This is a genomic window from Streptomyces sp. NPDC058650, assembly GCF_042717315.1.
Taxonomy (GTDB): domain Bacteria; phylum Actinomycetota; class Actinomycetes; order Streptomycetales; family Streptomycetaceae; genus Streptomyces.
Map to the genome: position 1 here is coordinate 268038 of NZ_JBHXRL010000007.1, position 15267 is coordinate 283304.

A 15267-nucleotide genomic window follows, 5' to 3' on the forward strand; every position below is an offset into this window, starting at 1 on the left:
GCGCGGCACCGGCCTCCACCACGCGGTCGAGGCCGTCGCCCACCTGCACAGCCTCGCCCTCGCCCTCGCCCTCGCCGCATGATCAGACCGGCCACGATCCCTGCTCCGACCTGCCCTGACACAGCCTTCTGCACCACTTCAGAAGAGGCGCCTTCCGGTCACGGACCGGGACGAGGGTGCCGTCCACGATCCGCAGTCGCTCGGCCGGGTCGGCCGGGCGGGTGGCCGGCTCGATCGCCGGCAGCGGCCGCAGCCGCTTGATGACCCGGCACACCGTCGCCGGCGAGCAGCCGAACAGCGGCGCGAGCTGCCGCATCCGTAGCCCGTGAACGTCTCCACCCACAACGGCTAAGCCCTCAACGCCCCACACCTACAGGGGAGATGCTCACACCACACCTTCCGCAACACGCTTTAGTCGGTCGGCTGCGCATGCGAGCGGGCGCGGAACGGGCCCTCGTTGGCGAAGGCGTGGGCGGCGAAGCGTTCGCCCATCCGGCGGTACGCGGCGGCAGTGGGGTGCAGGCCATCGGGAAGGTCGTCCACATCGGCCGGGCCGAGCAGTTCGCGTCCGTCGAGGTAGTGCAGGTGAGGATCGCGTGCTTGCCGGACCTCCACGATTCTTGCCAGCTCGTCACGGACCACCTGCAGCGACAACGCCCCACGGGCCAGATCGGCCGGATCGCCCAGCGCTGTGATCCTCCCGTCCCGGCCCACCGCGGTCGGGCCGGGACGCGCGTCGAGTGCCGGGCAGCTCACCGGGGAGATCACCAGCAGCGGGGTGTCCGGGTGGCCGTCCCGGATCGTGTCCAGGAATCCGTGCACTGCCGGGCCGAACGTCCGCAGTCGGAAGGTGGCCAGGCCCACGATGTTGACACCGGTCTTGAGGCTGATCAGGTCGGCGGGCATGTCGCGGATCGTCCGGGCGACATAGGGGTCCAGCATGTCGTTTCCCGGCTGACTGAGGTTGGTCACCTCCACGCCCCCGAGCGACGCCGCCACCACGGGCCAGGTGCCGGTGGGGCCGTCGGCTTCGAGACAGTGACTGATGGAACTTCCGTGGTGCACCCAGAGGGGCCGACCGTCGGGCAGGGGCGCCAGGACCTCACCGTCGGCACGGAGCGCCACCAGTTCCGTGGGGGTCTGCTGCGGCAGCCACAGCTCGACGTTCTTCATGCCGGTCGGCAGCCCGGCGAAACACGCCGTTCCCGGCTTTCCCGGGATCAGTCGCTGCGCGGCCCCGGGGCCCGCCATCCGCACCACATGACCCAACGGCGCTCGTCGGCGCCCGGCAAGAGCACCGTCCACCGTCAGTTCCAGCATCCCGGTCGGCCGAGGCTGGGGGTCACTGTCGAGCTGCCCCGTGGAGGTGAGGACCTCGAACTCGAGCACCCGCGCATCGGTGCGGAACACCAGCCGCACCCCTGAAGGCATCACCGTTCCCCCGTAGACCGACGGGTCCTGGTACTGCTCCTTGGTCCACGCTGGCAATCGGCGCGGCATCACCCCCGCCGGCGTCCTCTCCAGGTCCAACGCACCCCGTACCTCCACCGGTCCGCCCACCAGCGGATACTCCCGCATCGCCACTGTCACCGCTCCTCGGCTCTGGCCCGTCCGGCCGGGCAGGTGCTCAGCCGGAGCCATCGGGCCTCTCCAAGAACCTAAGGCCTGTCGCCCCCTTCCCGTCGGGTCGGGCCCCCCGGCCCGCACACGTGACGCACTCCCCGGAAGACCTGACCTCATCCGCCGAGCATGGTCAGACACCCTCTAGGACCTGTCCGGTCGATCATGAGCGGGTCAGATGACCGACGCGGCTGCCGTGCCAGGCCGGCAGCTCGTACGGCGGTACGGGCAAGCTGACCTTCATCTCCCTCTTCACGCGCGCGCGGCGGATCCCGGAGAGGGCCATGTGCCTTGTCCGCTCGCGCGCGGTGAGCATCGTCGAGGGCGGGAGCAGATCGACACGAGGGGGCGCATGCCATGAGCGCAGAAGCCGAGATTGCCGAGATCGTGACCGCGGAGCGGAGCTCCGAGACGGTCCCTACCTGGGGAACCAACCCGGGGATCCCGCCGTTGCCCCGGCATGAACTCCATACGGGAAACCCCCGACGTCCTGCGTTACACCGCCTTCTCCGACGATCCTGAGGGAGGCAATCCCGCCGGAATCGTTCTCGACGCCACGGGCCTCAGCGACGAGGAGATGCTGGCGATCGCCGCCGAAGTCGGCTACAGCGAGAGCGCGTTCCTGACAGCGCCGTCAGAGGGAGCGGGCGCCGGCGCGTCGGACGCCGGGCGCGCGTACACCATCCGCTACTTCAGCCCCAAGGCGGAAGTGCCCTTCTGCGGTCACGCCACCGTCGCGACGGCCGTGGCCCTCGGCGAGCGCATCGGCCCCGGCGACCTGGTATTCACCACGCAGGCCGGGACCGTGCCGGTCACCGTGACGCGCGAGGGCGGGGCGCTGCGGGCCACACTCACGAGCGTCGAGCCGCACATCGAGGAGGTCGCGGCCGATGACCTGGCAGAGGCACTCGCCGCGCTCGACTGGCCGGCCGGCGACCTCGATCCCGCCTTGCCTCCCCGCATCGCCTTCGCGGGCGCACGCCATCTGATCCTTGCCGCCGCGAGCCGAGAGCGGCTGGCCCACCTGGCGTACGACTTCGCCCGCCTGGAGGCCCTCATGCACCGGCTCGACCTGACGACGCTGCAGTTGGTCTGGCGCGCCTCTGCGGAGGTCTTCCACGTCCGCGCCCCGTTCCCGGTGGGCGGTGTGGTCGAGGACCCGGCGACCGGGGCGGCGGCCGCCGCCTTCGGCGCGTACGCCCGTGAGCTCGGGCTCGTGCCCGAGGCGACGGTCCTCACCCTCCACCAAGGGGAGGACATGGGACGCCCCGGCGTCCTCACGGTGGAACTGCGGGCGGGCGACCGGCGGATCAGGGTCGGCGGCGCAGGGACCCGCATCCCGGCCTGATCCAAAGGACAGGCCCTAGGACGTGTCCGGCCTATCATGTGACTACTCCGAGGTCGAGTCGTTGATGTGGGCATGGGTCGGGGTGACCTGACGGACGCCGAGTGGGAACGGCTGCGGCCGTTCCTGCCGGTCAGCAACGGTCGCTGTGGCCGGTGGCGAGATCACCGGCAGGTGATCGACGGGATTCCGCACCGGGTGCGGACCGGAGTGCAGTGGCGTGACCTGCCGAACGGTTCGGCCCATGGAAGACCGTGTATGAACGCCACCGCATGTGGTCAGCGGACGGGACCTGGGAGCGTCTGCTCCGGGAAGGCCGCGCATGAAGCCGGCCAGCCTCGCTGCCGACAAGGCATACAGCAACGGACTCGTGCGCGAGTACGTGCGGCGGCGGGGTATCCACCACACGATCCCGGAGAAGAGTGACAGCCAGGCCGCTCGCTTGCGCAAAGGCTCACGCGGCGGACGGCCAGCTGGCTTCGACGAGGACCGCTACAAGAAGCGCAACACCGTCGAGCGGGCGATCAACCGCATGAAGCAGTCCCGGGCGGTGGCCACTCGCTACGACAAACGCGGCTACGTCTTCCTCGGCACTGCGATGGCGGCCGCCCTGGTCATCCGGCTCCGGACCTGACGACCGGACGCAGCTCAGCGGCCGCCCTCGGCCGGCCGCTGGTGCCCACACGGCACCGGGCCGCCGTCCATTTCGAAGACCTCGGCGTCACCACCCACGGGCAGACCATGCTGCTGGTCCGTTGCTCACGCTCGTCTTAGACACGCTCGCACCCTAACCAGCAACATGATCGGCCGGACAAGTCCTGGTCGCACCACCGCTCGGGTGGATGCCCACCCGGTGCGGTCGGTGCGCACCCGTCCTGGTGATGTCACCGAAAATTGTGCCGCCCACCGGTACGGCACGGCTGAGTGCTTGATGCTTTGCTGTCGGTGTCCCCCCGGGCCAGGAGCAGTTCAACCAGTGCCCGATGGAGCGCTCCGGGCAGGGTGCGGCACTCGACGATGGATATGCCGCAGGCGTCGCCGTGGCAGAGACCAGCAGGTTTGCGGTCGTCCCCGTCCCAGGCCCTGCCGACGACATCGTCCGTGCGGTCCTCCACAGGCAGCCAGGTCCGCCAGGACTCACCGTCGAACTCGACGATCTTTGAGAGTGCCCCGGGCTGATCACCCGGCCGCGATCGGTCCGAGGTAGGTACCGCCGGAGACGTCGATGGTCTGGCCCGTCACCCAACACCCCTGCGGGCCCGCCAGGATGCCCACGACGTCGGTGACGTCCTCCGGCTCGGCGATCCGTCCGAGCGCGGTGATCGACTCAAGCCCGGCCACCGCCTCGGGAACCGCAGCGTAGGGGGCGATCATGTCAGTCAGAACCACCCCGGGTTCGACCGTGCTCAAGGTGATCCCACGCCGGCCCGGCTGGTTGGCGAGCGACGGGCCGAGAGCCGCCAGCGCCGCCTTGGTGACGGTGTATCCGATCCGGCCGATCGACAGCCCCTTACTCCTCGCCATCACCCGATCCACGGGACTGGCCCTGGTGCTGTGACCGGGAACGTATGCCGGGTTGCTCGTTGTAGTGGGGATGGACTGGTACTGCTGGTGAGATGTCTGCATGCCGCGGCTCCGGCCCGCATCTCCTCTGCTGTAAGGGAATGAGGAGGCCGGTCCGAGTCGGCTCCTCTTGTGGGCCTTCACGTGCGACGGCAACAGGTACTACGTTGCGGTTGTGATCAATGACGCGGTTCCGCAGAAGGAAGGTGGGTGGGTCGTCCTCGTGGAGGCCGAGACCTGCCCCGGTTACGAGGACCACCGTTGGCAGCTCGTCGCGACGCACGCTGTCCCGGAAGGAGGCCGTGCGGCAGCCGACGGACTCGCGCGAAAGATCGCCATGGAGTATGTCCCCAAAGAGGTCAGCGTGGGCCCGGGGGACACACCCGCGCGCAAGGTGTTCCGAGCCGCCGACAGCTCGTGGCTTGTCGAGGTCCGGGGAAACGACCACAAGAGGATTCTGTGCCGGATCACCACTGCCGAGCTGGTGCGTGAGCGGAAGTACCTGCATGCCCGGGACACCCTGGCTGACCGCAGGCGCCGGCTGTTGGGTTAGGCCGTGTATCGAAAGTGGATCTTGGGCTGTGAATGATCACGGTTCATGGGGCGGGGAGATCTCACGGACGAGCAGTGGGCGGTGCTGGAGCCGCTGTTGCCGAAGGGGGCCAGGGCGGGGCGGCCGCCGGTCTGGCCTCGGCGGCAGTTGATCGACGGCATACGGTTCCGAGTCCGGACCGGCGTTCCGTGGGGGGGGACGTGCCCGTCGAGTACGGGCCGTGGAGCCGGATCTACGACCTGTTCCGCCGATGGCAGCGGGATGGCACCTGGCACCGGATCCTCACCCGTCTTCAGCCCCTGGCCGACGCGGAAGGTGCTATCACGTGGGACCTGAGCGTCGACTCCACGGTGTGCCGCGCTCATCAGCATGCGGCCGGGGCCCGGAAAGAGGGCGACCTGCCGAAGGAACCGCCGGGCGGCGGGTTTACCGAGCCCGATGATCACGGGCTGGGACGCTCGCGCGGCGGGTTCACCACCAAGCTGCACCTGGCTGTTGAGCAGGGGCAGAAGCCGATGTCGATCGTGGTGACCGCAGGGCAGCGCGGGGACTCGCCGCAGTTCGAACCCGAGCTGGAGAAGATCCGCGTGCCCCGCATCGGGCCGGGCCGGCCACGCGTCCGCCCCGATCGCGTGCGGGCTGACAAGGCGTACGCCTCCCGCAAGAACCGCGCCTACCTGCGCCGCCGCGGGATCCGCTGCACCATCCCAAACAAGGCGGACCAGGCCCGCAATCGCCAGAAGCTCGGCTCCCGCGGCCGCCGGCCGCCGCGCTTCGACCCGGTCGACCATCGCGAGCGCCATGCGGTCGAGTGCGGGATCAACCGCCTCACGAGGAACCGCGCCGTCGCCACGCGCTACGACAAGCTCGCGGTCCGCTACGAGGCGACTGTGCTGGTCGCAGCGATCAACGAATGGCTATGACCCTGTCTCACGCGTCATCACGTATGTGTGCCCGATGTCGGGATCGCCGTAGAAGAAGAACAGCTTCAACTCGTCGTGCTGATCGCGGTCCACGTAGAAGGACCACGCGTATGTCGATGGGGGTTCAGGAGTCGAGGTGTCAGTGGCCGTCGCGGGGGAACGGCTCTCCACTCGGGTCCGGGCTGTCAGCGCGAGTCGGACGACCTGTCCGCCGTCATCGTCAGTCAGTTGCCAGGTTCCCGTACCGGAGAGGCGCCAGCCGTCCTCAAAGTCGAAGTCCTGCCCGTCGAGCTTTTCGAGGAGAGCCGTTCCGTCTTTGCGAAGCACCAGGCGGGTCCCCTCGACGCTTTCCCAGCCCCCAGCAACTTCGGCCGGCGTGGTGTCGTGGATCCCTGTTCCCTCGTAGTACTGATAGGGACCGGCACACGCAGTCAGAGCAGCCAAAACCACCATCAAGCCACCGAGGGCCGCCCCCCACGCGCGCAGCCTGCTTCCGCCCGCCACCAGGACCTCCCACCCTCAACCCGCATCGGCCAACCGATAGGAGTGGGCCGTGGAGAGATACCTTGTCAGATTCGTTGAACGTGTTCAACTCTGCGACTGGAGGCGCGTACGACCCCCGGCTCGTGCATCCAGCGCTGCCCGCAGCCACCGATGAGCACCGCGAACAGCGTTTTCGATACACGGCCTAGCTGGGCAGGCGGATGGCCGGCCTGAAGCGTGCAGACGCCTTGGTCCTTCGCTACTTCCCCGGTTCGGATGTCTGCTCGAAGAGGGCCAAGTGTTCTCTCAACGCCGTGTTCTCGGCTTCCAGGAGGGCGATGCGCTTGCGGGCGAAGTACAGCTCCATCACGGCGTCCTGGAATTCGGAGACGAGCTGTTCAGGGGTGAGTTCCATGGTCAGGCCGATCCGATCTCGGTCACGATGCCGGAGGGGCCGCGCCACTTGAGGGCGCCGCCCTCGGCGTAGAGGACGCCGCCGTTCACCGGGTTGGTGATCGGGACCGTGGTGGCGTTGCGGATGCCGATCACTCCGTCGCCACCGCCGTACGATTCGGCGCCCGTGACGCCGAACATGGCGTTGTGTGCGGCCAGCGCACCGCTGTTGAGTACCCGCAGCTTCGCGGTGCCCGTCCGGTCACGGATCTCCACCAGGCGGCTGGCGGAGTCCTCGTTGGCCTGCATCAGCAGCCCGATCAGGGAACTCCGCTGGGCGATCTCCACCCGACCGCGCGGGGTGGCGCCGATCGCGAGGCCGATGCCCACGGCTCCAGAGCCCTTCACCACGAAGTCGTCCACGCCGTTGTTCCGCAGCGTGATGAGGTTGCCCTTGGTGGGACCGGTGGTGTGCGTGACGTAGATGCCTTGTGCGGCGGTGCCGCCCGATCCGTCGGTGACGCCCTCCGTGTCCAAGTAGACGGACACCGCGGCGGCTCCCCCGTCCGAGGCGTCCACGTGGCCTCGGTGCAGGATCTTGAGCGTGCCCCGGCTCTTCTCCTTACCGGACAAGTACATCGCCGAGTCCTCCGGGTTGTCGGAGGTGACGTTCAGCGCGACACCATCGCCGGCCACACCGGCCTGGTACACCGTCAGGGCGTGGAGTTTCGCCGTCGCCGCCGTGGACACGGTCTTGAACGACGAGGTCGTGCCGCCGTCGGTGCGGAAGTTCCGGGCCCGTACCTCGCCCGGGTACGTCACATCCCCCTCGGCCTGTCCGGCCTGCTCGGCCGCCGAAGCGCTCTCCGACCCAGCGGCCACCGTCACAGCCCCCGCAGTGAACGCGCCCAGGAACAGCCTGCGTGTACTGGTCACTCTCGCTCCTCGTCCCACCCCGGCCAACAGCTCGGCACGCTACGCCGTGGCGACGGCTCGCGCCAGATCGATCAGCCTGCCCACGAAGTGGCCGCACGTGATCTTGATGTCACCAACCCGCGGCGGCAAGGCCAGCGATTACGTCATCGGCGTCGAGTTCATCGGGTCGCCGGGCCCCCGGGCCCCCGGGCCCCCGGGCAAGCGTCTCGCCGAGACCCACGCCGCCATCGCCGCCTCACCGCCGGATCGGGGCGATCCGGTGGGTCTTGGCACACCGCCTTTCTGAGACGACGTGGTCGCCCGCGGAAGTCCGCGTCACCGCGACGACTCGAGTGTCGGCGTTTCGGTCACCACCCGCTCCGGCCACCGGCCGGGCCCGGCAAGGGTCGGTGCACCTCGCACGAACGCGCATTCGCCTGCCCACGGGGTTCGCATCACGTCCGAAAGACGTGTGTTCGACCGGCCCGGCATCGTCGTTGAGCCCGGCGACACCCCAACTCCCGCTCCTGGAGGCCGCCATGGACCCCTTGCCCGCCCCTCGGACCCCTCTGCCTCCTGCGGCTCAGACCATTCCCGTCCGGCTCGTGGCCGCGACCCCCGCGATCAGCAGCTCCCTCGTACGCGTCGAGCCGGGCACCCGTCGGGTCCGAGCGTCCCTCTGGGTCTCGACGGCGTCGCGGCACTGACCGTCTCTTCGTCACTCCGACCCGCCGTCGTCCCATGAGGGTGCCGGAATCCCGCACGGCGCCCCGGTCTTGTCCGTGACGGTGACGCGACTGCTGACGGGCTTCCGCTTGGCCCCCCGATCTTCGTGAGGTTCCGACATGCCGTGTTCCCCCGTCCACATCCGTTCCCTGCTCACCGCCTACCTCGACCGGCACCCCGCCGAGCGCTGCGCGCTGGCGGGTCTGCTCGCCGCCCTGGACGCTCCCGGCGACCCGACCAGCCGCACGGCCCTGCCCGGGCACATCACGTGCAGCGTTGCGGTGATCAACCGTGACCGTCGGGTCCTGCACGTGCCGCACAGAGACACCGGCCTGCTGCTCGTCCCGGGCGGCCACGTCGAGGCCTCCGATGAAACCCTGCTGGCCGCAGCCCTGCGCGTGGTCGATGAGGAGGCCGGGATCCCGGCCGCGGCTCTCGCCCTCACGCCGGAGTTCCAGGACGGACCGATCGCCATCGACATCGACATCGACGTCCACGACATCGGCGCCCGCCCCGCCAGGGGCGAACCGGCGCACCAGCACTACGACTTCCGCTTCGTTCTCCACCTCGCGGACGACGCCCCGGACGTCACTCTCCAGGCCGAGGTCGACGACGCGGTCTGGCTCCCCTTCGAAGAGGTCTCCTCCCCCACCCTCCGTGCCAAACTCACCGCCTCCGGGTTGACCGGCGTGATCCGGCCGGTGAACGCCTCCGCGGTCGTCCACGACGGCCACGGCCGGTACCTCCTGCATCTGAGGGACGCGAACAAGCCGATCTGGGCCCCTGGTACGTGGGACCTCCTCGGGGGCGGCCGGGAGCCCCAGGACGGCACTCTCCGCGACACGGTCATCCGCGAGCTGCGTGAGGAGGCCGGCCTGGACCCGGCCGGCCTGGCGCCCTACGCGGTCGACCACGTCATCGGCACCGACGGAACCCGGGTCCCGATCCAGCTGTTCACCGGCCTCTGGAACGGCGACCCGTCCGCTCTGTCTCTGACCGAGGGCGTGATGGTCGCCTGGGTCCGCCCCGAGAAATTCCCCTTCCTGACCATGGTGCCGTCGACCAGGAAGCTCCTCGAACGGCACGCCGCCGAGCACCCCGCACCCGCCGGCGGCACAACGGTGGGTACGACCTTGTCGGAGACGTCCCCGCCCCACACTGTGCCGAACATCATCGGCGTCCACCTCTACCTGGAGCGCGACGGCAAAGTCCTGCTGGGCCGGCGGCATCCGGATTCGGCGTACGCGGGTGGAGCGTGGCATGCGCTGGCCGGTCATCTGGAGGCGGAATCCGCGACGGCAGGTCTGGTCCGGGAGGCCTTCGAGGAGGCCGGACTGGTGATCGACCCGACCGACCTCGACCTCGTCCACACCGTGCACCTGGTGGACCGGCCCGGGGGCCGGCCCCGTATCGGATTCTTCTTCCGCGCCCGCCACTGGGAGGGCGTACCTCAGGTGCGTGAGCCGGAGAAGTGCGTCGGCTGGGAGTGGCACGGCGTCAAGGACCTGCCCGAGCCGATCGTCGACTACACCCGCGCCGCGATCGAAGGCATCCAGGCCGGCCGCGTCTACACGGAGCTGGGGTGGGCGCGTTGACGGACTTCGCCGCCGTAGGCGCCTCGTATGCCGCTCACTCCCGCACGGTGCGGGGCCGCCTGCGTCACGACCTCGTCGAACTCCGCCTCCGGGCCGAACTGCCCGCCGGCCCCGTGCGCGTGCTGGACGCCGGCTGTGGCGACGGCGAGATGACGATCCGGCTCGCCGCGGCCGGACACCGCGTGACCGCGGCAGATCCGTCGCCCGAGATGCTCGCCGTCGCGGCCCGGCGCCTGGCCGCCCGGCCCGAACTCGCCGAGCGGGTCCGGCTTCTCGAAGCCCGCATTGACGACCTGCCCTTCGACCGGGAGGGGTTCGACGCGGTGTGCTGCCACGGAGTTCTGATGTACCTGGACGAATCGTCGAGTGCGGTCGCCCGCCTGGCCGGTCTGGTCGCACCGGGCGGACTGCTGAGCGTGCTCACGAAGAACCGGGCCGCCCTCGGCGTTCGCGAGGCCCTGCGCGGCGAGTACCCCGTGGCGCGCCGGCTGATCGCGAACGGCTCCGACGCGAGCGTCGGCAACCTCGGCCTGGAGACACGAGGGGACACAGCCGAGGTCCTCGACCGGCTCGCGACCCAGAACGGCCTCACGCCGCTGCCGTGGCAGGGCATCCGAGTCCTGCACGATCACCGCGACGACGACTGGGACCCGGGCCCCCACGCGTACGCGCAGGCGCTGGAAACGGAATGGGCCGCCTCGACACGGGATCCCTACCGACAGCTCGGACGTCTCGTTCACACGCTGGCCCGCCGCCGACCGGACGACCGCCCACTCCCGGCCTCGAAGTCGAAGCCGAAGCCGAAGCCGAAGTCGCGTCCGATGGAAGGAGAGTTGTGAGCCCGTTCAGCAGCGGAGGGCGGCACACCGTGCCCCTGGACGTGCACCTGATCGCGACCCGCGACGGACCGGCGGGAGCGGAGGTGCTCTTGTCCCGCCGCGCCGGAGCCGTCTACGCGTCCGGCCTGTGGCACGCCGTCTCCGGACATGTCGACGACGCGTACGAGGACGTCGTCACCGCCCTCGTACGGGAGACACGCGAGGAGACGGGCCTTGTCGTGGCTCCGGCTGACGTCCGTGCCGTTCTCACCGTGCACCACCGCCCTCCGGCCGGGGATACGGGGCCGAGGGTCGGGTTCTTCTTCGAGGTCCGCCGTTGGGAGGGCACGCCGATGGTCATGGAACCGGAGAAGTGCGACGCCATGGGCTGGTTCCCGCTCGACGCCCTGCCGGAGCCGATGGTCGCGTACTGCCGGGCCGGACTCGACGCCTACCGGGCGGGGGCCCGGATCGCGCTCCATTTCCAGGAGCCCGCCGACCCGGTCGCCTACGACCCGCAGGCGGACAGACTCCACATCGTCCCCGCCCCGGACGCCACTGGCCGGCAACCCGAGGAGCCCGTACGGGACTTCGCCGAGCGGGCGGTGGGCCGGATCGCCGACTGGACCGACGTGTCCTGGGCCCGGGAGAACAGCCAGGTGTGGCAAGTCCACGGCGCGGCGGGCGGTGTCTGGTTCGTCAAGGTCCATCAGAACGACAGGTTCCACGTCCGGGAGACCCAGGCCCTGCGGACATGGGTACCGGAGTTGAATGGTGCCGGGCCCCGGCTGGTCGCCGCTGATCCGGAGCTGCGGGCGACCGTTCTGACCGCCGTCGAGGGCCGGTCGCTGCACGGAGCGGTACTGGCGCCGGGCGAGGAGCGCGAGGTGTTCCGGGCGATCGGTGAGCTCGCGGCCCGTATCCACGCCGGCCCCCTGGCCCCGTCCGGCCCCACGGCGGCACGGACCGACCCGTACGCCAAGCTCAAAGGACACTTGCACGCCGCACGGCCTCATCTGGAGCCCGGCGACGAGGAGTACGTGCGGTGGGTCGCGGAGCACGCCAGGCTCCTCCCGCCGCTCGAAGCGGTGGTGACCCACGGCGACCTCCAGCTTCGAAACCTCCTCCTCGCCGGCGACGGCACCCTCCGCGTCATCGACTTCGAGCGCAGCGAACCGCAGCCCGCCGTGCGGGACTTCGTTCGGCTGCTCGACACCCTCGGCACCCGGGACGACCTCTTCGAGGCGTTCTTCAACGGCTACGGCCGACCCCTCACTGACGTCGAGGAGGCACACCTCACAGCCAGCGCGGTCCTGGACGCGGTGTCCGGCATCGCCTTCGGGATGAAGGTCGGCGATCCGGAGCTCGTCGAGCGCGGACGTCGCACCCTCGCCCGCCGCAACGACACGGCCCACTCCCTCCCCCTCCCCTCTACCCATGGAGGCGGGACTCCATGATGGCGCCCGCCCCCACCACAGACACGCCTGCCGGAGCGTCCCTACCCCGCGATTGGCCACCCGGACGACGCCGGTGAGATCACCCGGACGCGCGCGGACTTCATCCGGTCGGAGCCTCTCGACAACGAGTGGCTCGGCTGCTGCCGCGATCACCACGCGTCGCGGGTGGAGCCCGGGGGTGACGCCCGCGCCTACGTCGTCGACGCGCCGCCCGGTGGGCTCGTCTCGTGCGCGCTCGGACTTATCCCCACCCCGCCCTACCTGCGCCCAAGTACCCCAAGGGGCTCGCCGGTCGGATCCACGCGGTGGCGACCGATCCCTCCTCCCGCCGCCACGGCCACGCCCGGGCGATGCTGACCGAGGAGTCTTCCTGAGCCGGCCGCGACCAGCGGACCTGCCGGACGTGACGACCGGCGCCGCCCCGGGGCGCGGGCGAACCCCAGCGTGAACCGATTCGACACACCGTCAGACGAGGAGAGACCTCTTGGAGTACGGCGATCGATCCGAGTGGATCCAGCACTACGCCGAAGGGAGGGGGTTCCGGCCGCTCGGTTCCAGCGAGCGGGCGTTGCTCGCCGAGCGCACCCCTCCACCGGACGGCGGCGGGCAGGCGCTGGAGGTGGGGTGCGGGACGGGCGCTCTCTCCCTCTACCTCGCCTCTCTCGGCTATGAGGTGGACGCGGTCGACTTCGCCGACAGTGCGCTCGTCCGCGCCCAGCAGGAGCGTCCGGCCACCACGGGGGTGCGGTGGATCTGCAGCGACGTCGAGCGGGACGACCCGGTGGACCTGCGCGAGGACGGGTACGACCTGGTCGTCCTGCGCCTGGTGGTGCCGTTCTTCTCGGACCGCGCCCGGGTCCTCCACGCTCTCGGTGAACGGCTTCGGCCCGGCGGCGCGCTGGTGGTCATCACCCCTACCGCTGACGCAACGCCTGAGGAGCGGCGCGGCATCGCGCTCGACGAGGCAGAAATCGCTCTGATCACCGACGGCTGGGAGACATGCGAGCGTCGGGACACGGACGGACTCGCCTCCATCGTCCTGCGCGGACCGTGTCATCGCAGCACCCGCGCGGTGGAGCGATAAGGACCCCCATCCGGGCCGGCGGCGAGCGCGGCCCTGGCCGTGGTCACCGACGCCGCCGTCCGCGTCCTCCTGGGCTCCTCGCGGCGTGGGATGGCGGAGCTCCCGAGCGGCACGACAGACGGCGGGGAGTCGTTCGAGGCGGCGGCGGTCCGTGCGCTCGCAGAGGAGACCAGGGTCCTCGCCCGCGCCGAGGACGCCCACGCGGGGGCGATGCTCGCCGACGACAACCATGGCGTTCCCCGGCTGACCGCCATCGTCCGCATCACGAGCTGGACCGGGAGACTCACCAACCCTGAGCCGGACAGATTCGTCCGATGGGAGTTCCACGACCCCGCACGCCCTCCCCTGCCTCGGCAACGTCTTCATCCCGGCTGCCCAGGCGCTGGACACGGTCTGGCCCGGGATCGTCCCCGGCCTGCCTTCGGTCCACGCGTACACGCTCGACACCGTCCAGCCGCCGGTGCCGGGCGAGCCCGCCGAAGCCGTCCGGCGCCGTCACGCCATGGCGGACAGGGCGATCGCCGGCGGCTGGGCCCCTTCCCCTGCCGTACAGCAGGCGCTGCGGTCGGTTCCCGCCATCGCCTCGCCCTGAACAGGACATGAGGTCCGCGTACGACGATGATCTCGCCGTCGTCACCCGTCGCAACGAGGCCGGGCGCGCGACGAGTTCGGTGTCCGCGGCATGGCTGCAGGCCGACATGATCGAGGGCCTCGGCCTCAAGCCTGGTGCGCTCGTGTGGGAGGCGGGTTCCGGCGGCAACAACGCCGAGCTGCTCGCCCAGGTCGTCGGCCCGAGCGGCCGGGTGGTCACAAGCGACATCGACGAGTGCGTCGTACGCCGCGCTCGCAGGTTCCTCGTGGAGGCCGGCAGCGGACGCGTCGCCGTCTTGAACGGCGACGCCGCTCTAGGCGTGCCCGCGCGCTTCGTCCCGCGCGGCGGCTTCGACGCGATCGTGATCACGTACAACTGGACGTACGCGGCCACGCAGACGGTGCCGTGCCCGTACTCGCCGTGTGCCCGGCCGGAACTCCCGATCATTGCCTGCCGCCCGGCGCCGACGTCGTGGACAAGGCCCCATGCCGCGTGGTGGTCCAGCGGCCCGGGCGTGACGGACGGCAGCGCTCCCCCGTTGAACGGGGTGAAGCTCGCGTCGATTCCGGGGAGGGCCAGTGACGGACGAGCGCGCCCAGCCCGGGGTGGTGTCCGCGGCTCCCCTGGCCCTCACCGTACGTGGCGGCGGGCTGGGCGAGCCGCCACGCGCAGGTGCGCCGCTCAACGAGCCGGCCGCACCGTGCGGCGACTCGCCACTGCCGGACACCCGCCCATCACCTGACCTGTACCGACTCCGTGAGGAACATTGACGATGGAAACCGACCCGTGGGGCACGATCAACGACCTCGCCCGCCTGTTCAACCGGTTCGACGCCGAACACGACATCTCGGACGAGGAGCAGTGGACCCTGCAGGTCCTCAAGATGACGGAGGAAGTCGGGAAGGCGGCCCAGGCCGTCATCGGCGCCCGTGGCACCCATCCGATGGGGGAACCTAGTCATGCCTGGCAGGACCTGCACAAGGAAGTCGGGGATGCGGCGATCGCCTGTCTGGTCGCTCTGGCCCGGATGCGCCCCGACGCCGACGTCTTCTTCAAGCGCTTGCTGGAGGAGAAAGCCGCGGGCTTCCTCCCCGCCGACACCCACACTCACACTCACACCGACCACGCGTAGTCCCCACACGCCAGGCCTTACGGCGGCAACGACGTGCCGTTCACTCAGGGAGATCAGAGAGATCAGAG

15 protein-coding genes and 2 pseudogenes are annotated in these 15267 nt (G+C 70.2%); 11 read left to right on the forward strand and 6 right to left on the reverse strand.

Annotated elements, in window-relative coordinates:
* Positions 1-157: 157 nt before the first annotated feature.
* A pseudogene (locus tag ACFWWU_RS15420) lies at positions 158-322 on the reverse strand (IS5/IS1182 family transposase); the annotation flags it as partial.
* Positions 323-411: 89 nt separating this feature from the next.
* Positions 412-1578 (reverse strand): GDSL-type esterase/lipase family protein, encoded by a 1167-nt coding sequence (locus tag ACFWWU_RS15425; RefSeq protein ID WP_384144983.1) that lies wholly within the window; start codon positions 1576-1578, stop codon positions 412-414.
* 502 nt (positions 1579-2080) lie between these two features.
* On the opposite strand from ACFWWU_RS15425, the gene ACFWWU_RS15430 reads away from it, so the two are divergent.
* Positions 2081-2968, forward strand: coding sequence for a PhzF family phenazine biosynthesis protein (locus ACFWWU_RS15430; protein ID WP_384144628.1), 888 nt, complete (start codon positions 2081-2083; stop codon positions 2966-2968).
* A 72-nt stretch (positions 2969-3040) separates the two neighbouring features.
* A pseudogene (locus ACFWWU_RS15435) lies at positions 3041-3599 on the forward strand (transposase).
* Positions 3600-4144: 545 nt separating this feature from the next.
* On the opposite strand, the gene ACFWWU_RS15440 reads toward ACFWWU_RS15435, so the two are convergent.
* A complete protein-coding gene (locus tag ACFWWU_RS15440) occupies positions 4145-4501 on the reverse strand; it encodes an SDR family oxidoreductase (protein ID WP_384144631.1) in 357 nt (118 codons plus the stop codon).
* A 202-nt stretch (positions 4502-4703) separates the two neighbouring features.
* On the opposite strand from ACFWWU_RS15440, the gene ACFWWU_RS15445 reads away from it, so the two are divergent.
* A complete protein-coding gene (locus tag ACFWWU_RS15445; RefSeq protein ID WP_384144634.1) occupies positions 4704-5081 on the forward strand; it encodes a hypothetical protein in 378 nt (125 codons plus the stop codon).
* Between the two features lie 45 nt (positions 5082-5126).
* A protein-coding gene (locus tag ACFWWU_RS15450; RefSeq protein WP_384144637.1) for an IS5 family transposase occupies positions 5127-6004 on the forward strand; the annotation gives its coding sequence in 2 pieces (ribosomal slippage) (positions 5127-5273 and positions 5276-6004; 876 coding nt in all).
* Here ACFWWU_RS15450 and ACFWWU_RS15455 read toward each other — a convergent pair.
* From ACFWWU_RS15455 to ACFWWU_RS15465, 3 genes are all read right to left on the reverse strand, one after another.
* Complete coding sequence (locus tag ACFWWU_RS15455; protein WP_384144640.1) at positions 5999-6508, reverse strand: hypothetical protein; 510 nt, start codon at positions 6506-6508, stop codon at positions 5999-6001. The genes ACFWWU_RS15450 and ACFWWU_RS15455 overlap by 6 nt on opposite strands.
* Positions 6509-6746: 238 nt before the next feature.
* Entirely contained in the window at positions 6747-6902 is a 156-nt protein-coding gene (locus ACFWWU_RS15460; RefSeq protein WP_384144643.1) for a hypothetical protein, read from the reverse strand.
* 2 nt (positions 6903-6904) lie between these two features.
* A complete protein-coding gene (locus ACFWWU_RS15465) occupies positions 6905-7816 on the reverse strand; it encodes a hyaluronoglucosaminidase (RefSeq protein ID WP_384144646.1) in 912 nt (303 codons plus the stop codon).
* 824 nt (positions 7817-8640) lie between these two features.
* Between ACFWWU_RS15465 and ACFWWU_RS15470 the strand changes: the two genes are divergently transcribed.
* From ACFWWU_RS15470 to ACFWWU_RS15500, 7 genes are all read left to right on the forward strand, one after another.
* Complete coding sequence (locus tag ACFWWU_RS15470) at positions 8641-10116, forward strand: NUDIX domain-containing protein (protein ID WP_384144649.1); 1476 nt, start codon at positions 8641-8643, stop codon at positions 10114-10116.
* Positions 10104-10955: a class I SAM-dependent methyltransferase gene (locus tag ACFWWU_RS15475; protein ID WP_384144652.1), complete on the forward strand. Its 852-nt coding sequence runs from the start codon at positions 10104-10106 to the stop codon at positions 10953-10955. Before ACFWWU_RS15470 ends, ACFWWU_RS15475 begins: the two co-directional genes overlap by 13 nt.
* On the forward strand, positions 10952-12391 hold the full coding sequence (locus ACFWWU_RS15480; protein ID WP_384144655.1) for a phosphotransferase: 1440 nt from the start codon (positions 10952-10954) through the stop codon (positions 12389-12391). The genes ACFWWU_RS15475 and ACFWWU_RS15480 overlap by 4 nt, the downstream gene beginning before the upstream one ends.
* Positions 12392-12875: 484 nt before the next feature.
* Complete coding sequence (locus tag ACFWWU_RS15485; protein WP_384144658.1) at positions 12876-13475, forward strand: class I SAM-dependent methyltransferase; 600 nt, start codon at positions 12876-12878, stop codon at positions 13473-13475.
* A 39-nt stretch (positions 13476-13514) separates the two neighbouring features.
* Positions 13515-14078 (forward strand): NUDIX domain-containing protein, encoded by a 564-nt coding sequence (locus ACFWWU_RS15490; protein ID WP_384144661.1) that lies wholly within the window; start codon positions 13515-13517, stop codon positions 14076-14078.
* On the forward strand, positions 14075-14809 hold the full coding sequence (locus ACFWWU_RS15495) for a hypothetical protein (protein WP_384144664.1): 735 nt from the start codon (positions 14075-14077) through the stop codon (positions 14807-14809). Before ACFWWU_RS15490 ends, ACFWWU_RS15495 begins: the two co-directional genes overlap by 4 nt.
* A gap of 30 nt (positions 14810-14839) precedes the next feature.
* Entirely contained in the window at positions 14840-15199 is a 360-nt protein-coding gene (locus tag ACFWWU_RS15500) for a MazG-like family protein (protein ID WP_384144667.1), read from the forward strand.
* Positions 15200-15267 lie beyond the last annotated feature (68 nt).